Here is an 18,578-nt window from a genome sequence, read left to right as displayed (position 1 = left end):
GGGCGGCGGGGGGGGGGGGCCCCCCCCCCGCGGGGGGGGGGGCCGGGGGGGGCCCCGGGGGGGGCGCCCCCCCCGGGGGGGGGGCGGGGCGGGGGGGGGGGGGGGGGGGGCGGGGGGGGGGGGGGGGGGGGGGGCCCCCCCCGCCGGGGGGGGGGGGGGGGGGGGGGGGGGGGGGGGGGGGGGGGGGGGCCGGGGGCGGCGCCCCCCCCCACCCCTCGGGCGTGCCGGGTCAGCCGTGGACGCTCTGCAGGCAGAGCACGTAGCTGAGGGACGGCAGGTTGGAGTACGTGCGGGTGTAGGTGCTGTCCGACTTCGGCTGCTTCTCGCAGACCTTCTCGTCGGAGGTGGCCAGGTACTTGTAGACCACCTTGTACTGGGCGCGGGAGTCGCCGCAGGGCAGCAGGGTGATCTTCGGGTTGGCGTCGTGGGTCGCGCCGGTGCCGTTCTCGTTGCGCAGGCAGTCGCCGGGCTTGGCCTGGTCGATGGTGTTCGCCGGGGTGCTGGGGTCGGCAGGCGGCAGCGTGATGGTGGGCACCGGCGGCATGGTGAACGTCGGCGTGGGGAACGGCCGTGGCGAGTAGGCCGGCGGCGAGAAGGTGGTCACCGGGGGCACCGTCACCGTCGGTATTGCGATCGGCGAGGCCGGGTCGTCCTTCTTCGGGCCGAGCACCCCGGTGGCGGCCAGGACCAGCGTGACGACCACCGAGAGCGGCAGCAGCAGCATCAGCGCGTGCGGCCGCCGGCCCAGCGGGACGCCGGGGTCGAGCTGGGGGCCGTGGCTGCCCGGGACGGGCGGCGGCAGCCGCTTGACCTTGCCGTTGGAGACGAGGTTCAACAGCAGGGTGATCGGCGCCAGCAGTACTGACACCGGGCTCCACCAGCCCTGGACCAGGGTGCGGGCGGACATGTCGCGCACCGTCGCCGTCCCGCAGGTGCGGCAGAACGGGCCCGGCATCCGCAGCATCCGGTAGGCCAGGAGCAGGCCCTGGTGGCCGCGGACGGTGGTGTCCACGGCGGGGAAGCCGCCGCAGAAGCGGCAGGCGGGCCCGTCCTGCGGCGCCGGCGGGTACCCGTACCCGTACCCGTAGCCGGGCGCGGGCTGCGGGGGGTAGCCGTACGGCTGGTCGGGCGGCGGCGGGGCGGCCGGGTAGCCGTAGCCGGGCGGCGGGCCCGGCGGCGGGGGCGGGGCCGGCTGGCCGTAGGGGTTTCCGGCGGCGTACGGGTTGCCGTCGTTGGGCGGCTGGGCGCCGTACGGCACCTGGGGTGGCGGAACGGACAAGAGGTCCCCCGGGAAGCGGTGGTGGTGGAGAGGTCAGGACTTCCCCGGCAGCGGGGCGCCGGCCGGGGTCATCGGGCCGAGGCAGAGCACGTACCGCTTCTTGTTCCAGCGGCGTCCGCTCTTGCCCGAGACGGCGCTGGTGGTCTGCGGCGTCTGTCGGCAGCGGTTCACGTCGGTGGTGTCGTCGAACGTCGACAGCACCCGGTAATTCGCTTTGGCATCGGCGCACTCGACGATCTCGACGTCGCGCGTGCCGTTCACTCGGACGCAGTCGCCGGGCTTGGCGCTGCTGACGCTCGGACCGCTGACGAAGTAGCCGACGGCCAGGGCGAGGCAGCCGCCGACCACGCCGACGATCCGCAGCTTCGCCTTGACACCGCGCTTGCGGGCGGGCGCGGCGGCGGCCGGGGCGGGCTGCGGGTAGCCGTACGCCCCGGGGGGCTGCTGCTGCCCGTACGGCGGCTGGGCGCCGTAGCCGGGCTGCGGCTGCGGCTGCTGGCCGTAGGCCGGGGGCGGCCCGAAACCGGGCGGTCCGGGCTGGGGCTGCGACGGGATGTACGGCACCTGCCCGTACGGCTGCGGTGGGGCCCCGTACGGCGGGGCCGGCTGCGGTGGGGCCCCGTACGGCGGAGGTGGCCCGTACGGGCCTGGCGGTGTGCTCATCAGTTCGTCCCCCGAGACCGAGTGCTGTCGCTCCGACAGGTCTGACGTACCTTAGCGACTCGGTCGGACGCCACCCGTCCCGAGGGTCCGAGGGCCTTCAGGCGGCCTGGTCGCCGGGGAGCGGCCCGTACCGCCGGGCGGCGCGCAGGTAGAGGACCGCCGCGAGCCCGTACACCGCGGCGACTCCGACGACCACCGTGACCGAGCGGCCGGAGAGCGGCAGCACCAGCGCGGTGACCAGGGCGGCGGTCACGAAGGCGACGTTGAACAGCACGTCGTAGATCGCGAAGACCCGGCCGCGGTACTCGTCCTCGACCGACTCCTGGACCACGGTGTCGGCGCAGATCTTGGTGCCCTGGGTGACCACCCCGAGCAGCAGCGCCGCGATCAGGCAGGGCAGCAGGGTGAAGCTCAGGCCGAGCGCCGGGACGAAGACCACCGGGGCCGCCAGGCAGACCGTCATCCAGCCGGCCAGGCCGAGCCGCCGGGTGCACCAGGGGCTGACCACCGCGGCGACGAAGAACCCGGCGGCGGACAGGCCGACCGCCTGGCCGAGCGTGACCAGCCCGGCCGCGCTGTCGGTCGGGTCGTTGAAGGTGTACCGGGCGAGCATCACCACGACCACGATCAGCACGCCGTAGCAGAACCGGGCCGCGGTGACGGCGGCCAGCGCGTGCACGGCGGGCCGGCAGTCCCGCACCAAGTGCCGTACGGCGGCGCCGAGTTCGACGGCGGCCCGGACCAGTGCCTGGCCGAGTGCCGGGCGGTCGCCGTGCTTCTCCGGGCCGAGCAGGTCGCGGTCCATCCGGCGGGCGGCCAGCGCGGCCGACAGGTAGAGCAGCGCGGCCACGGTGACCAGCGCGGCGTCGGCCTTCGGCCCGGGGGTCATCACCTGGTGCAGCAGGAAGCCGACCCCTCCGCCGGAGGCGGCGGCGACCGTGCCGAGGGTGGGGGAGAGCGCGTTGGCGGTGACCAGCTGGTCCTGCTCGACCACCCGGGGCAGGGCGGCGGACAGGCCGGCCAGGATGAACCGGTTGAGCGCGGTGACCAGCAGCGCCGAGGCGAAGAACAGCCAGGTCGGCGCCTCCGCCAGGAGCAGGGCGCCGGTGCCCAGGCCGAGCCCGAAGCGGGCCAGGTTGCCGTAGTAGAGCACCTGGCGGCGGCGCCAGCGGTCCAGCAGCACCCCGGCGAACGGGCCGATCACCGAGAACGGCAGCAGCATCACGGCCAGTACCGAGGCGATGTCGGCGGGGGAGGACTGCTTCTCCGGGGAGAACACGACGTAGGCGGCGAGCGAGACCTGGAAGACGCCGTCCGAGAGTTGGGAGAGCACCCGGGCGGTCAGCAGCCGCCGGAAGTCCCGGCCGCGGAGCAGGCCGAGAAGCGTGGCACGGTGCGCGGACTGGTGGGTGCTGCCGTTCTCGGTGATCGCCACTCGCCCAGAGTGCCATGGAACCGGTCGCTGTTTCACGTGAAACATTCGCCGGGAAACGGTGAAGGGCCCACGATCCGGAGATCGTGGACCCTTCGGCGCGGTCAGGGCGCGTCTGACGGCGGTCACCCGCCGTCAGCTCCGGCGCTCGACCTCAGCGCTCGACCTTCAGCGCTCGACCTCACCGCGGATGAACTTCTCGACGTTCTCCTTGGCCTCGTCGTCGAAGTACTGCACCGGCGGGGACTTCATGAAGTACGAGGAGGCCGACAGGATCGGGCCGCCGATGCCGCGGTCCTTGGCGATCTTCGCGGCGCGCACGGCGTCGATGATGACACCGGCGGAGTTCGGGGAGTCCCAGACCTCGAGCTTGTACTCCAGGTTCAGCGGGACGTCGCCGAACGCGCGACCCTCCAGGCGGACGTACGCCCACTTGCGGTCGTCCAGCCAGGCCACGTAGTCCGACGGGCCGATGTGGACGTTGTTGGCGCCCAGCTCGCGGTCGCGGATCTGCGAGGTGACGGCCTGGGTCTTGGAGATCTTCTTGGACTCCAGGCGCTCGCGCTCGAGCATGTTCTTGAAGTCCATGTTGCCGCCGACGTTCAGCTGCATGGTGCGCTCGAGGACGACACCGCGGTCCTCGAACAGCTTGGCCATCACGCGGTGCGTGATGGTGGCGCCGACCTGGGACTTGATGTCGTCACCGACGATCGGCACGCCGGCCTCGGTGAACTTGTCCGCCCACTCCTTGGTGCCCGCGATGAACACCGGCAGGGCGTTCACGAAGGCGACCTTGGCGTCGATGGCGCACTGGGCGTAGAACTTGGCCGCGGCCTCGGAACCGACGGGCAGGTAGCAGACCAGGACGTCGACCTGCTGGTCCTTGAGGACCTGGACGACGTCGACCGGGGCCTCGTCGGACTCCTCGATGGTCTCCCGGTAGTACTTGCCCAGGCCGTCGAGGGTGTGGCCGCGCTGGACGGTGACGCCGGTCGGCGGCACGTCGCAGATCTTGATGGTGTTGTTCTCGCTGCTGCCGATGGCGTCGGCCAGGTCGAAGCCGACCTTCTTGGCGTCGACGTCGAACGCGGCGACGAACTCCACGTCACGGACGTGGTACTCGCCGAACTGGACGTGCATCAGCCCGGGGACCTTGCCGGCCGGGTCGGCGTCCTTGTAGTACTCGACACCCTGCACCAGCGACGCGGCGCAGTTGCCCACGCCCACGATGGCTACGCGAACCGAACCCATTCCGGTTGCTCCCTGTGATCTCATGAGGGCCGCCGGGGTCGACGGCACTCGTCCTGCTTCTTCGATGACTGCTTGTACGGGCGCGAGGCGCCCACTCCTGCCGCGCGGCACAGGGCTGACGCGGTGTCAGCGCTCCTGGGCGGAGCGCCCCGGGCGGTCGTACGGTGGCCCGGGCGGGTCCAGGGACCCTTCCTCCTGGCCGCGGCCGTCCGAAGTCTTGGGGGGTACGGCGGTGGTGTTGCCGCCGGTGGCGGGCCCGGTCCGGCCGGTGCGGTTGGCCCGCTCGGTCTCGATCAGCTCGTTGAGCCACCGGACCTCGCGTTCCACCGACTCCAGTCCGTGCCGCTGCAGCTCGACGGTGTAGTCGTCGAACCGCTCGCGGGCCCGGGCCAGCGAGTTGCGCATCTTCTCCAGGCGCTCCTCCAGTCGGCTGCGACGCCCTTCCAGGACGCGCATCCGCACGGCCCGGTCGGTCTGGCCGAAGAACGCGAAGTGGACGCCGAAGTGCTCGTCCTCCCAGGCGTCGGGCCCGGAGTCGGCGAGCAGCTCCTCGAAGCGCTGCTTGCCTTCGGGGGAGAGCCGGTAGACGGTCTTGGACCGCTTGCCGTTGAGCGCGGTGGCCGGGACGTACTCGACGTCCGGGTTGTCCTCGACCAGGAAACCCTGGGCGACCAGGCTCTTCAGGCACGGGTAGAGCGTTCCGTAGGAGAACGCCCGCAACGTTCCGAGCAGGACGTTGAGCCGCTTGCGCAGCTCGTAGCCGTGCATCGGGGCGTCGTGGAGCAGGCCGAGAACGGCGAACTCCAGCACTCCTGAGCGCCTGCCCATTGCCGTCGTCCTCCTTCCTCTCGACCGTTGTCCGGGCCGTTGCATCCCGCGGTATGCCGCGTCGATGTATCGGCTCGATATATCGAGAACAGTAAACCGGGCCCTCGGAACGGGCAAGGGGGGCACGCGTGAATGTGATCACAAGCCGACGCGCAGCAGTGGTTGGCAACGGGCGTGTAATGATCTGTTGCCGTTTTGCGGACATTGGGGACTGATGCCCGATTAGTTGGGATTCCCGGCTGCGTACGCTGTCGCGTGTGCACGAGGACCACCTCCGGGGTTAGGGCGGTTGGCGGGCATCGGACGTGAACCCTGCCTTCAGGCTGGAACCGCCTGGCGAGGAGTGGCTGCAACATGAGTGATCGACGGCGAAGGACGCCCAGCCCGGGCGGTGACGGGCAGCAGCCCCCGGGTGGTGGAGGCCGTCAAGGCGGACCCGGCCGCGACGAGGTGAGATCGGACGGAATCGCCCGCCGGCGCCCCCCGGGCGAACGGGAGACCGCCCAGCAGCCCCGGATGACCCGCGCCGAGATGCGCAAGGCCGGGCAGAAGGGTGGCAAGGGCGGCGGTCGGCGCGGTGCCGCCGCCGCGTCCGCGGCCGCCGCCGCGGGCCCCGGCAAGAAGCGGTTCATCGACTACCCGCGGTTCGGCAAGACCGGCGTCCGGCGCTGGCTGCCGTCCTGGAAGCAGTGGCTGAGTGGCTTCCTGATCGTCTTCGCCGCCTGCGTGGGCGGGGTCTACTACCTCTACCAGGGCACCCAGGTCCCGACGCTCAAGGAGCTGATGAAGGACCAGAACACGATCTACTACTGGGCCGACAACACGGAGATGACCCGCAAGGGCGAGACCAACCGTCAGATCGTCGAGCTCAAGGACATCAGCCCCAACCTGCAGAACGCCGTCATCGCCGCGGAGAACCAGGACTTCCGCACCGACAGCGGCATCGACCCCAAGGGCATGCTCCGCGCCGTCTACAACATGGCGAAGGGCGGCGAGACCCAGGGCGCCTCGACGATCACCCAGCAGTACGTGAAGAACGCCTACCTCAGCCAGGAACAGACCCTCAGCCGCAAGTTGAAGGAGTTCTTCATCACGCTGAAGGTCAACCAGCAGACGAGCAAGGACGACATCCTCAAGGGGTACCTCAACACCAGCTGGTTCGGTCGCGGCTCGAACGGCGCCCAGGCCGCCGCCCAGGCCTACTACGGGGTCGACGCCAAGGACCTCGACGTCTGTCAGAGCGCCATGCTGGCAGGCCTGTTGAAGGGGGCGACGTACTTCGACCCCAGCAACCCGGCCAACAAGGAGCGGGCCCAGGGGCGTTGGTCCTGGATCCTCGAGCAGATGGTGAAGACCAAGGCGATCACCCCGGAGGAGCGGGCGAAGTGCACCACCTTCCCCGACCCGATCCCGCTGAAGACCAACTCCAGCATGAACGGTGAGATCAGCTACCTGGTCGACACCGCCAACAAGTACCTGATGGCCACGGACAAGACGATCACCCCGCAGGTGATCGACAAGGGCGGCCTGAAGGTCTACACCACCTTCGAGAAGGACAAGGTCGACGCCCTGAAGAAGGCGGTCGACGACGTCAAGGGCGAGAACCTCAACGCCCAGAAGCGCCCCAACAACGACACCTTCATCCAGTTCGGCTCCGCCAGCATCCGCCCCGGCGACGGCGCGATCGTCGCCCTCTACGGCGGCGACGGCGTGGAGAACGGCCACTTCGACAACAACGCCGACGCCATCGGTGTCCAGGTCGGCTCGACCTTCAAGCCCTTCGTCCTGGCCACCGCCATGCAGATCGGCGTCCAGACGGCCACCGACGACAAGGGCAAGCCGAAGCGGATCAACGCCGACAGCCGCTACCTGTCCGACGACATGTCCGAGATCCGCAAGCCGGACGGTTCGCTGGTGATCGGCGACGACGGCAAGCCCTACCGGCAGAAGAACGAGGACGCCGGCAAGCGCGGTTACGTCTCGCTGCGGCAGGCCATGCAGTTCTCGTACAACGTCCCCTTCGTCCAGCTCAACCAGGACGTCGGCGGTCAGAACGTGGCCAACATCGCTGAGCAGATGGGCATCAAGAAGGAGGGCTTCGCCGACCCGAAGACCCCGACCTTCGCCCTCGGCACCTCCACCATCAGCCCGATCCGGATGGCCACCGCCTACGGCACCCTGGCGGCCAGCGGCAAGGAGACCGAGCCCTACTCGGTCACCAAGGTCGAGGTGGACGGCAAGGAGCGCCCGGGCTTCGGCAAGAAGGACCCCCGGGTGGCGCTGGAGCCGGCCGTCGCCGACAACGTCACCGACGTGCTGGTGAACGTGGCGAGCAACGGTACCGGCACCAAGACCAAGACCCTGGGCCGCCCGGTGGCCGGCAAGACCGGTACCACCGACCAGAACAAGTCGGCCTGGTGGGTCGGCTACACCCCGCAGCTGGTGACCAGCGTCGCGATGTGGCGCGAGGACCCGAGCAAGCACGAGCGGCTGTCGCTCAACGGCACCGGCGGCAAGGAGTCCATCCACGGTGGTGACATCCCGACCGACGTCTTCACCCGGTACATGAAGGCCGCGCTGGCCAACGAGAAGAAGATGGACTTCCCGACCCCGCAGCCGGTCGGCACGGAGGTGGACTCCTCCGGCGCCCCGGTCTCGCCGACGATGACGCCCTCGCAGACGGCGAGCGACACCCCGTCGGCCCCGCCCACGACCCAGCCGGGCGGCAACCAGCCCCCGCCGACCGGCAACAACCAGCCGCAGCCGCCCGCGTCCAGCCCGGCCTGTGCCCCGGGTGTGGACTGCCCGGGCACGCAGCCGAGCCAGCCGCCGACGCGCACGCACACCAGCCCCGGTCCGACGGGCACCTGCGGCATCTTCGGCTGCAACACGGGCCCGCCCACGACGCCGCCGACGGACACCCCGCCGCCGAGCGGCAAGCCGAGCGGCAAGCCGCCGACACCGTCCTCGACCAGCGGAGGGCAGAACGGGCTGCTGCCCTGACCACGACCCGCTGAGCGGATGAACCGAACGGCGGTGACGGCCCTCCCCGGAGGACCGTCACCGCCGTTTCGTCATGATTCGCCGTGCCGCCGGGCGACGGAGGCCGGGCCCGGTGCGGGGTCCTCCTCGTCCCGGTGGGGCCGGTGCGGCAGGATGTCCGGCATGACGTCGAGCGATCGTGACGAATCCGCCGGCCCGGTCGGGCCCGGCGACGCCGCAGGGCCGGCCGTCGCCACGGCCGCGCCGCCGGTCAACACCGTGGTCGTCCCGGCCGACGAGGACCCGGTGGCGGCGGCCGGCAGCGAGGTGATCGGCGGCCCGCCGGGCCGCCGGGCGCTGCTGGGCGTCTCCTGGTGGATCCCGGCGCGCTTCCTGGCGCTGGCGGTGATCGTGGTCTCGGTGCTCGGCATGGTGCAGAAGGCGCCCTGCTACAACCAGGCCTGGTTCCAGCCCGGTTCGCCGCAGTACATCCACGCCTGCTACAGCGACATCCCGCACCTGTTCTCCGGCCGCGGCTTCTCGGCCGGGCTGCACCCGTACGTGGACCGCATCCCGGGCACCTCGGGGGATCTGCAGTACCTCGAATACCCGGTGCTGACCGGCCTGTTCATGCAGGTCGCGGCCTGGCTGACGCCCGGTGCCGGCACCGCGCAGGACCAGGAGCGGTGGTTCTGGGCGATCAACGCGGGGCTGCTGATGGCCTGCGCGGTGGTCGCCGTGGTGGCGCTCTCGCGCACCCACCGCCGCCGCCCCTGGGACGCCCTGCTGTTCGCGCTCGCGCCCGTCCTGCTGCTGAACGGCACGGTCAACTGGGACCTGCTCGCGGTCGCGCTGGCCGCCGTGGCGATGGCCTGGTGGTCCGGCTCCCGGCCCGGCTGGGCGGGCGTCTTCATCGGTCTGGCCACCGCGGCCAAGCTCTACCCGGTGCTGCTGATCGGCCCCCTGCTGGTGCTCTGCTGGCGGGCCGGGAAGTGGCGCGAGTTCCGGGTGATGCTGGGCGGCGCGGTCGGCTCCTGGCTGCTGGTCAACCTGCCGATCATGGCGGTCAACTGGCAGGGCTGGTCGACCTTCTACGTGTTCAGCAAACACCGCGCCGAGGACTACGGCTCGTTCTGGCTGATCCTGATGCAGAGCCGGGGTGCGGGGCTGGCCGACCTCGACCTCTACATCGGCGTGCTGATGGTCCTCGGCTGCCTGGCCATAGCGTGGCTCGGCCTCTCGGCGCCCCGCCGCCCGCGCTTCGCGCAGCTGGCCTTCCTGGTGGTCGCCCTGTTCGTGCTGGTCAACAAGGTGTACTCGCCGCAGTACGCGCTCTGGCTGCTGCCGCTCGCGGTGCTGGCCCGGCCGCGCTGGCGGGACGTCCTGATGTGGCAGGCCTGCGAGGTGCTGTACACCCTGGGCATCTGGTCCCACCTGGGCTTCGTCACCGGGCCCAAACAGCACGGGATCGGCGAGGCCTGGTACCACTTCGCGGTCGTGCTGCACCTGCTGGGCACGCTCTACCTGGTGGTCATGGTGGTCCGCGACGTCCTGCAGCCGGACCGCGACCCGGTGCGCTGGGACGGCAGCGACGACCCGTCCGGCGGGGTGCTCGACCGGGCCCCGGACGCGTTCGTGCTCGGCACCGCCCGGACGCTGCGCGAGGAGGAGAGCTACGCCGGATACGCGCCGGCCGGCTCCGAGCAGTGGCTGGACGAGCCAGAACCGTCGGAGCCGGCCGAGAAGGCGTAGCCGGACAGGCCCTAGCGGTCCACCACGCGGTCGAAGTGCGTGGTGGTGTGCCGCACCTGGAGGCCGAGCTCCTCGCCGATCGCGGGGGGCTTGGTCTCCCCGTCCAGGAACAGCAGCGAGACCTGCATGTGCGGCGGCTCGGCGAACCAGAGCTGCTTGCCGGCCCAGTGGAACGGCGACTTGGTCTTGTTGACGGTCGCCAGGCCGGCCCGGGCGATGCCCTTGGCCCGCGAGGCCATGCTCTGCACGTACTTGGGCGCCTCCAGGCCGATGCCGTGCGCGGTGCCGCCGGCCACCACCACGATGTGGCCGTCGGTCGGCGCCGGGTGCTGGCGGTAGCCGTAGCGGTCGCCCTTCCGCACCGGGGTGACGTCCAGCACCGTGGCCCGGACCTCCAGCGCGCCGTGGTCGCCCAGCCAGAGCCGGGTGCCGATCCGGGCCCGGAAGACGATGTCCGGGTAGCGCTGGGCCAGCTGCTCCATGCCGGCCGCGCCGAGGTGGCTGACGTACACGGTGTGCACCGGCACCCCGGCCGCCCGGGCGGTCTCCACCCAGTGGACGACCTCCTCGGTGGGGCTGGAACCGTCCGGCCGGTCCATCGGCAGGTGCAGCGCGAGGCCCTCGAAGGCGACGCCGTCCAGCTCGGCGGCGACGCCCGCGAGGTCGGCGGCGCTCACCCCGTGGCGGCGCATGGAGGTCATGCACTCCACCACCACCCGGGCGCCGTGCAGCGCCCGCAGCGCGTCCAGGTTCGCCACCGTCCGGATCACCCGGGCGTGCGGAAGCGGCAGCGCCTCCTCGCCGACCCGGTACGGGGTGAGCACCAGCAGCTCGCCGCCGTACCACTCGGCGGCGTCGGCCGCCTCGTACGCGGTGCCGACGGCGAGCACACCGGTGCCCAGCAGCGTCGCCTCCTCGGCCAGCCGGTGGTTGCCCAGGCCGTAGCCGTTCCCCTTGGCGACCGGCACCAGGCCGGGGAACTCGGCGAGGACGGAGCGCTGGTGGGTGCGCCAGCGTTCGGTGTCGAGGTAGAGCGACAGCGTCATCGGGTCAGCCTCCTCAGCGGCGGGACATGTAGAGGTCGAGGGCCTTGTGCAGCAGCTTGTTGAGCGGGAAGTCCCACTCGCCGAGGTACTCGGCCGCCTGGCCGCCGGTGCCGACCTTGAACTGGATCAGGCCGAACAGGTGGTCGTTCTCGTCCAGGGTGTCGCTGATGCCGCGCAGGTCGTACACGCCGCCGCCGAGCGCGTAGGAGTCGCGCATCATCCGCCACTGGATCGCGTTGGACGGCTTGACCTCGCGCTTGTGGTTGGCCGAGGCGCCGTAGGAGTACCAGACGTGCTCGCCGACCACCAGCATCGTGGTCGCGGCCAGCGGCTCGCCGTCGTGGTAGGCGATGTAGAGCCGCATCCGGTTCTGGTCCTCGGCGGTGAGGGCCTTCCACATCCGCTGGAAGTAGGACAGCGGGCGCGGGGTGAACTTGTCGCGCTCGGCGGTCACCAGGTAGAGCTGGTGGAAGATCGGCAGCTCGTCGTAGCCGCCCTGGTACACCTCGACGCCGCTCTTCTCGGCCTTCTTGATGTTGCGGCGCCAGAGCTGGTTGAAGTTCTTGTGGATGTCGTCCAGCGAGCGGTTGGCCAGCGGCACCTGGAACACGTAGCGCGGCTGGACGTCGCCGAAGCCGGCGCCGCCGTCCTCGCCCTGCAGCCAGCCGGCCTTGCGCAGCCGGTCGGCCACCTCGAAGGCGCGCGCCTCGTACCAGTCGGCCTCGACGTCGCGCAGGCGCTTGGCCTGCTTGCCGGCGATGGCCTCCTTGATGGTGGGGGCGTTCCAGCGGCGGATGACGATCGGCGGGCCCATCTTCACCGAGAACGCGCCCTGCGACTTCAGGTGCGCCAGCATCGGGGAGAGCCAGCGGTCGAGGTCCCGGTCGAACCAGTCGATGACCGGGCCCTCGGGCAGGTAGGCGAGGTAGCGCTTGAGCTTGGGCAGCTGCCGGTAGAGCACCAGGCCGGCGCCGACGAGCTGGTCGGCCTCGTCGAACCAGCCGATCGACTCCGAGCGCCACTCGGCCTTCACGTCACCCCACGACGGCACCTGCATGTGGCTGGCCGAGGCGCGGCTCCTGATGAAGGCGAGGTGCTCCTCGCGGGTGATCGTCCTCAGGCGCAGGCTCATTGCTCGGTGCTCCTCGTCGGTCGGGCTGCGGTGGGCCCCAGGTTCTCGGGCTTGACCCTATCGTCCGGGGCCCGGGCACCCGCCGCTGCGGGCACGACGGCACCCCCGTCGCGTACCTGTCTCCTTGCAGATACGCCACGGGGGCGCCGAGGGTTCCGGAGCGGGTGCGACCGGGGCGGTTCAGCCCCAGAGGCCGCCGCGGGCGATGCCGAGGTAGAAGCCGATGGCGGAGGCGCCGAGCGTGATCATCAGCACGAAGCGCTCGGCCGTGGTGACCGAGACGAACATGCCGAGCAGCCCCGTGAAGATCCCGAACAGGCCGGTCCACGAGGTCAGCACGTGCAGGTTGTGGAAGAACGAGGTGGCGAAGGCGATCACGCCCAGTACGGCGGTGAGGCCCACCAGGGCGTTCTCGCGGGGGTGCGGGTGGCCGTCGGTGTTCAGTGTGAGCGCGGGCATGCGGTGGACGGACTGGGCCATGAGTCCCACCTCCTGGCGTGGAGACGAACGGGCAGGAATCCCGTTCCGTCCAGATTGCGGCGGTTGGGCCCGTCTCACAACCCCTATGCGTTTTGTTCGGCCGTACGGGTGCGGGTAGGCTGTGCCGTCTGCACTGGTGTAGTTGTGCCCCCTTGCGCCCTCTTCCGGGCGACCACCCTGTCGGGTGAGCGGGGCCCGATTGTCGGACCCGGCCGCTACGGTGGCCGGTGTCGTCACTGCTCCGGTGCCGACGCTGCACAACCCTCCTGCCACGGAGAGACCGTGGCCGTTGAGTCCAAAGGAGGTGGGTTACCCATGCGTCACTACGAGGTGATGGTCATCCTCGACCCCTCGGTCGAGGAGCGCGCTGTCTCCCCCCTGATCGAGAACTTCCTCACCGTCGTCCGGAACGCCGGCGGCAAGGTGGAGAAGGTCGACACCTGGGGTCGTCGCCGTCTGGCTTACGAGATCAACAAGCAGTCCGAGGGCATCTACTCGGTCATCGACCTGAAGGCCACGCCTGAGGTCGTCAAGGAGCTCGACCGCCAGATGGGCCTGAGCGAGTCGGTTCTGCGGACCAAGGTCCTGCGCCCGGACACCCACTGAGCCACCTCTGAGGCCTTCGGGTCTCGGGTAGCTCGCGTCCGCTGTTTCACGTGAAACAGCGGTGAACGGACATCTTCCCGAGAGGTCATCACCACCATGGCAGGCGAGACCGTCATCACCCTCGTCGGCAATCTCGTCGACGACCCCGAGCTGCGCTTCACCCCGTCGGGTGCGGCGGTCGCGAAGTTCCGTATCGCGTCCACCCCCCGCACCTTCGACCGTCAGACGAACGAGTGGAAGGACGGCGAGAGCCTCTTCCTCACGTGCAACGTCTGGCGGCAGCCGGCGGAGAACGTGGCCGAGTCGCTTCAGCGCGGCATGCGCGTCATCGTGCAGGGCCGACTGCGCCAGCGGTCTTACGAGACCAAGGAAGGCGAGAAGCGGACGGTCTTCGAGGTCGAGGTCGACGAGGTCGGTCCGAGCCTGCGCTCGGCGACCGCGAAGGTCACCCGGGCCAACCGGTCCGGCGCTCCCGGTGGCGGCTTCGGCGGCCAGCAGGGCGGCGGCAACGGCGGCCAACAGGGCGGCTGGGGCGGCGGTGGCGGCCAGCAGGGCGGCGGCAGCTGGGGTGGAAACTCCGGCGGCGGCGGCCAGTCCGGCCCCTCCGACGACCCGTGGGCGTCCAGCACTCCGTCCGGCGGCCAGCAGGGCGGCGGCAGCTGGGGTGCCCCGTCCGGTGGCGGCTTCTCGGAAGAGCCCCCGTTCTAAGAGCTGACAGATTTCGTGCGGCCCGGCCGTCGGCGTCCTGAGGACGCCCGCCGGGCCGTGAACCCCAAATGGAGCACACAATGGCGAAGCCGCCTGCTCGCAAGCCGAAGAAGAAGGTTTGCGTCTTCTGCAAGGACAAGGTCAACTACGTTGACTACAAGGACACGAACCTGCTGCGGAAGTTCATCTCCGACCGTGGCAAGATCCGTGCCCGCCGGGTCACCGGCAACTGCACCCAGCACCAGCGTGACGTCGCCACGGCCGTGAAGAACAGCCGTGAGATGGCGCTGCTGCCCTACACCAGCACCGCGCGCTAAGAGAGGGTGACCAAGTAATGAAGATCATCCTCACGCACGAGGTGCCGGGTCTCGGCTCCGCCGGCGAGGTCGTCGAGGTCAAGGACGGCTACGCCCGCAACTACCTGGTCCCGCGTGGCTACGCCATCCGCTGGACCAAGGGTGGCCAGAAGGACGTCGACGCCATCCGTCGCGCCCGCAAGATCCACGAGATCCAGACCCTTGAGGCCGCCAACGAGGTCAAGGGCAAGCTCGAGGGCGTCCAGGTCAAGCTGGCCGTTCGCTCGGGTGACGCCGGCCGTCTGTTCGGTTCGGTGACCCAGGCCGACGTCGTGGAGGCCATCAAGGCCGCCGGCGGCCCGGCCGTGGACAAGCGCGCCGTCGCGATCGCCTCGCCGATCAAGACCGTGGGCACCCACAAGGTCTCGGTCAAGCTGCACGCCGACGTTCAGGCCAACCTCGACGTCGCCGTCGTCGCTGCCTGAGTTCCGTAGCAGTGGCCCGAGGGCCGGACTCCTCCGGGAGTCCGGCCCTCGGTCGTGCTCCGGCGCATCCGGCCCCGGCGCCGTCAGCTCCGGACGGCCCCGGTGACCAGCCAGCGGCCGCCGCGCGCCCGCCCGACCAGGAAGGCGGCGCGGACCAGCATGAACAGGTTCATCGCCCACCACAGCCCGGCCAGCCCCGTCCCGGTGGCCGGCACCGCGATCGCCGCCGGGGTGAACACCACCAGCGTCGCGATCGCCGCCCAGGCCAGGTACGGGCCGTCCCCGGCGCCCATCAGCACCCCGTCCAGGACGAAGACCAGGCCGGCGACCGGCTGGCTGAGCGCGAGCAGCAGCAGGGCGGTGTCCAACTGCCCCTGCACCGCCGGATCGGGCGTGAACAGCGGGACGTACAGCGGGCGCGCGGCCACCACCAGCAGGCCCAGCAGCACGCCCGAGCCGATGCCCCACTCGACCATCCGGCGGGTGGCGGCCCTGGCGCCCGGGACGTCCTCGGCGCCCAGGTAGCGGCCGATGATCGCCTGGCCGGCGATCGCGATGGCGTCCAGGGCGAAGGCCAGGAAGCTGAACAGCGTCATGGTGATCTGGTGCGCGGCCACCTGCTCGTCGCCCAGCCGGGCGGCCACCGCGGTGGCGATCATCAGCACCGCGCGCAGGCTGACCGTCCGGACCAGCAGCGGACCGCCCGCCCTCGCACTGGCCCGGATGCCGGCCGCGTCCGGCCGCAGCGAGGCGTGCTCGCGCCGCGCCCCGCGCACCACCACGACCAGGTAGACGGCGGCCATCCCGGTCTGCGCCAGCACCGTGCCCCAGGCCGAGCCGGCCACCCCGAGCCCGGCGCCGTACACCAGGCCGGCGTTCAGGCCGATGTTGGCGGCGAAGCCCGCGATCGCCACCAGCAGAGGCGTGCGGGTGTCCTGGAGGCCGCGCAGCACACCGGTGGCGGCCATCACCATGAGCATCGCGGGGATGCCCAGGGCACTGATCCGCAGGTACGTCACGGCGTAGGGGGCGGCGGTCTCCGAGGCCCCCAGGACGTCGGCCGCCCAGGGGGCCAGCAGCACGGTGAGCAGCACCACCGGGACGGCCAGGCCGAGGGCGAGCCAGATGCCGTCGACGCCCTGCTGGACGGCGCCGCGGCGGTCCCCGGCACCGATCCGGCGGGCCACCGCGGCGGTGGTGGCGTAGGCGAGGAAGACGAACACGCCGGTCGCGGTGGACAGCGCGGCGGCGGCGACGCCGACCCCGGCCAGCTGCGGGGTGCCGAGATGGCCGACGATCGCCGAGTCGGCCATCAGGAAGAGCGGTTCGGCGACCAGCGCGCCGAAGGCCGGGACGGCCAGTGCGAGGATCTCCCGGTCGTGCCGGCGTCTGGAGGGGGTCGGGGCTGCGGGAGGGGCGGTCATGGGCTCCAGGCTACTCATCCACAGGTAATGACTGCTAGTGGCAGGTGGTCATTACTCGAATTCTTGAGCGAGGTGCTCGGTACGCTCCGTGCCCGCGGGCGTCCGGCTGTGTGTGAAGAATTTCTCATGCACAGGCCCGGTAAGAGGTAATACCTGGTCAGCAGGTTGACGGTGGACAGATGGTCTGGTTATCCACAGGGCCTTCCACAGGGGTGTCCACAGCTTTGCGGCACTTCTCCACAGCCCAGGGCCGGTCGTCCACACCCCCTGTGGATAACCACCTTGGCTGAACGGCTCCCGGCGCCTTAGCGTGGGCTCTCCGCCCGACACTCCCACCCGCCCCGGCGTCCGATTTGTCGGTGCCGTGGCGTACAAAGAGGAGCGGCTCCGCTCCACCCAGCCACCGGCAAGGCCCGCTCCAACTCGCACCACTCGCTGATCGGGGAACACGCGTGACCGGCCCCCAGTACGACGACCACGACGCCCCGCCGCCGGAGGAGGACTGGCAGACCGCCGAGGACCCCTTCCCGGCCGGAGCCTTCGACGGCGCACCCTTCCCCGACGGGCCCGGCGACCGGCTCCCGGTCTCCCGCAGCCGCTCCGGCCAGAACGGCGGCGGCCAGAACGGTGGCGGCCGGGACGGCAATCGGGAGGGCGGCGGTCGCGAGGGCGGCGGCCGCGAGGGTGGCTTCCAGAAGGGCGGCAAGGGCGGCCGGAGCGGCTCCCAGCGCGAGGGTTCGCAGGGCGGGGGCGGCTGGCAGCGCCGCGGCGACGACGAGGGCCAGGGCGGTGCGGACGGCTTCGAGCGCGTCCCCCCGCAGGACCTCGCCGCCGAGCAGTCCGTCCTCGGCGGCATGCTGCTCTCCAAGGACGCCATTGCCGACGTGGTCGAGGTGCTCAAGCCGGCCGACTACTACCGGCCCGCGCACGAGATGGTCCACGGCGCGATCCTCGACCTGTACGCCCGCGGCGAGCCGGCCGACCCGATCACCGTGGCCGGCGAGCTCACCAAGCGCGGCGAGCTTCAGCGCGTCGGCGGCGCCTCCTACCTGCACACCCTGGTCAACTCCGTCCCGACCGCCGCCAACGCCGAGTACTACGCCCAGATCGTCCACGAGCGCGCCGTCCTGCGCCGCCTGGTCGAGGCCGGCACCCGGATCGCCGGCATGGGCTACGCGGCCGAGGGCGACGTCGACGAGATCGTCAACGCCGCCCAGGCGGAGATCTACGCCGTCACCGAGCAGCGCACCAACGAGGACTACGCGCCGCTCGCCGACATCATGGAGGGCGCCCTCGACGAGATCGAGGCGATCGGCTCCCGCAACGGCCAGATGTCCGGCGTCCCGACCGGCTTCGCCGACTTCGACCAGCTCACCAACGGCCTCCACCCCGGCCAGATGATCGTCATCGCGGCCCGCCCCGCCATGGGCAAGTCGACCCTGGCACTGGACTTCGCCCGCGCCTGCTCGATCCAGAACAAGTTGCCGAGCGTGATCTTCTCGCTCGAAATGGGCCGCAACGAGATCGCCATGCGCCTGCTGTCCGCCGAGGCCCGGGTCGCGCTGCACCACATGCGCTCCGGGAACATGACGGACGACGACTGGACCAGGGTCGCCCGCCGGATGCCGGACGTCAGCGAGGCGCCGCTGTTCATCGACGACTCCCCGAACCTGTCGATGATGGAGATCCGGGCCAAGTGCCGCCGGCTCAAGCAGCGCAACGACATCAAGCTGGTCGTCATCGACTACCTCCAGCTGATGCAGTCCGGCGGCTCCCGCCGGGCCGAGAACCGCCAGCAGGAGGTCTCCGACATGTCGCGAAACCTGAAGCTGCTGGCCAAGGAGCTGGAAGTCCCGGTCATCGCGCTCTCCCAGCTGAACCGTGGCCCCGAACAGCGCACCGACAAGCGGCCGATGGTCTCCGACCTGCGCGAGTCCGGCTCGATCGAGCAGGACGCCGACATGGTCATCCTGCTCCACCGCGAGGACGCCTACGAGAAGGAGTCCCCGCGCGCCGGCGAGGCCGACCTGATCGTCGCCAAGCACCGTAACGGCCCCACCGCCACCATCACGGTGGCCTTCCAGGGCCACTACTCGCGCTTCGTCGACATGACCCGGGACTAGTAGTGCTTGGTCAGGTGTACGCGCTGGTGGCGTGTCCTGCGGGGCTGTGCCGCGTTGATGGTGTGTGACACCTGGGGAGTTGGATAAGGTC

Annotated in this window: 16 protein-coding genes; 7 read left to right on the top strand and 9 right to left on the bottom strand. The window is 71.0% G+C overall.

Translation table 11 applies throughout. The annotated features are described in order from the left end of the window. Positions 1-229: 229 nt before the first annotated feature. The 5 genes from ACIPLC_RS27855 to ACIPLC_RS27835 form a co-directional block, all read right to left on the bottom strand. Positions 230-1,279, bottom strand: a complete 1,050-nt coding sequence (locus tag ACIPLC_RS27855; protein ID WP_400475761.1) for a hypothetical protein — start codon at positions 1,277-1,279, stop codon at positions 230-232. Positions 1,280-1,312: 33 nt separating this feature from the next. Continuing rightward, complete coding sequence (locus tag ACIPLC_RS27850) at positions 1,313-1,942, bottom strand: hypothetical protein (protein WP_400475760.1); 630 nt, start codon at positions 1,940-1,942, stop codon at positions 1,313-1,315. Between the two features lie 97 nt (positions 1,943-2,039). After that, positions 2,040-3,377, bottom strand: a complete 1,338-nt coding sequence (locus ACIPLC_RS27845) for an MFS transporter (RefSeq protein WP_400475759.1) — start codon at positions 3,375-3,377, stop codon at positions 2,040-2,042. 165 nt (positions 3,378-3,542) lie between these two features. Further along, positions 3,543-4,625: an inositol-3-phosphate synthase gene (locus ACIPLC_RS27840; protein WP_400475758.1), complete on the bottom strand. Its 1,083-nt coding sequence runs from the start codon at positions 4,623-4,625 to the stop codon at positions 3,543-3,545. A gap of 126 nt (positions 4,626-4,751) precedes the next feature. Further along, positions 4,752-5,453 carry a PadR family transcriptional regulator gene (locus tag ACIPLC_RS27835; RefSeq protein ID WP_400475757.1) on the bottom strand — a complete coding sequence of 234 codons (702 nt, stop codon included), beginning with the start codon at positions 5,451-5,453 and terminating at the stop codon, positions 4,752-4,754. 516 nt (positions 5,454-5,969) lie between these two features. On the opposite strand from ACIPLC_RS27835, the gene ACIPLC_RS27830 reads away from it, so the two are divergent. Next, positions 5,970-8,456, top strand: a complete 2,487-nt coding sequence (locus ACIPLC_RS27830) for a transglycosylase domain-containing protein (RefSeq protein ID WP_400475756.1) — start codon at positions 5,970-5,972, stop codon at positions 8,454-8,456. A 162-nt stretch (positions 8,457-8,618) separates the two neighbouring features. After that, on the top strand, positions 8,619-10,187 hold the full coding sequence (locus ACIPLC_RS27825) for a glycosyltransferase family 87 protein (RefSeq protein ID WP_400475755.1): 1,569 nt from the start codon (positions 8,619-8,621) through the stop codon (positions 10,185-10,187). A gap of 11 nt (positions 10,188-10,198) precedes the next feature. Here the strand turns inward: ACIPLC_RS27825 and ACIPLC_RS27820 are convergent, their stop codons facing one another. The 3 genes from ACIPLC_RS27820 to ACIPLC_RS27810 form a co-directional block, all read right to left on the bottom strand. After that, positions 10,199-11,233 (bottom strand): alanine racemase, encoded by a 1,035-nt coding sequence (locus ACIPLC_RS27820; RefSeq protein WP_400475754.1) that lies wholly within the window; start codon positions 11,231-11,233, stop codon positions 10,199-10,201. 13 nt (positions 11,234-11,246) lie between these two features. Beyond that, entirely contained in the window at positions 11,247-12,365 is a 1,119-nt protein-coding gene (locus tag ACIPLC_RS27815) for a lipid II:glycine glycyltransferase FemX (protein WP_400475753.1), read from the bottom strand. Between the two features lie 180 nt (positions 12,366-12,545). Then, positions 12,546-12,845, bottom strand: a complete 300-nt coding sequence (locus tag ACIPLC_RS27810; RefSeq protein WP_400475752.1) for a hypothetical protein — start codon at positions 12,843-12,845, stop codon at positions 12,546-12,548. 315 nt (positions 12,846-13,160) lie between these two features. On the opposite strand from ACIPLC_RS27810, the gene rpsF reads away from it, so the two are divergent. The 4 genes from rpsF (at position 13,161) to rplI (ending at position 14,940) form a co-directional block, all read left to right on the top strand. Next, positions 13,161-13,451: a 30S ribosomal protein S6 gene (gene rpsF / locus ACIPLC_RS27805; protein WP_063348486.1), complete on the top strand. Its 291-nt coding sequence runs from the start codon at positions 13,161-13,163 to the stop codon at positions 13,449-13,451. Between the two features lie 96 nt (positions 13,452-13,547). Further along, positions 13,548-14,159, top strand: a complete 612-nt coding sequence (locus ACIPLC_RS27800; RefSeq protein ID WP_400475751.1) for a single-stranded DNA-binding protein — start codon at positions 13,548-13,550, stop codon at positions 14,157-14,159. 80 nt (positions 14,160-14,239) lie between these two features. After that, positions 14,240-14,476, top strand: coding sequence for a 30S ribosomal protein S18 (rpsR, locus tag ACIPLC_RS27795; protein ID WP_030304537.1), 237 nt, complete (start codon positions 14,240-14,242; stop codon positions 14,474-14,476). 17 nt (positions 14,477-14,493) lie between these two features. Further along, positions 14,494-14,940 carry a 50S ribosomal protein L9 gene (gene rplI, locus ACIPLC_RS27790; RefSeq protein ID WP_063348488.1) on the top strand — a complete coding sequence of 149 codons (447 nt, stop codon included), beginning with the start codon at positions 14,494-14,496 and terminating at the stop codon, positions 14,938-14,940. An 83-nt stretch (positions 14,941-15,023) separates the two neighbouring features. On the opposite strand, the gene ACIPLC_RS27785 is transcribed toward rplI, so the two are convergent. After that, positions 15,024-16,364: an MATE family efflux transporter gene (locus ACIPLC_RS27785; protein ID WP_400475750.1), complete on the bottom strand. Its 1,341-nt coding sequence runs from the start codon at positions 16,362-16,364 to the stop codon at positions 15,024-15,026. A 452-nt stretch (positions 16,365-16,816) separates the two neighbouring features. Between ACIPLC_RS27785 and dnaB the strand changes: the two genes are divergently transcribed. Further along, the gene (dnaB, locus tag ACIPLC_RS27780; protein ID WP_400475749.1) at positions 16,817-18,487 is read left to right on the top strand and encodes a replicative DNA helicase; all 1,671 of its coding nucleotides are present in this window, start codon (positions 16,817-16,819) and stop codon (positions 18,485-18,487) included. Positions 18,488-18,578: the final 91 nt, after the last annotated feature.

The organism is Kitasatospora sp. NPDC086801 (assembly GCF_044745805.1).
Taxonomy (GTDB): domain Bacteria; phylum Actinomycetota; class Actinomycetes; order Streptomycetales; family Streptomycetaceae; genus Kitasatospora.
The sequence above is the reverse complement of the archived record's forward strand: the minus strand, read 5'-3'. Positions and strand labels throughout refer to the sequence as shown.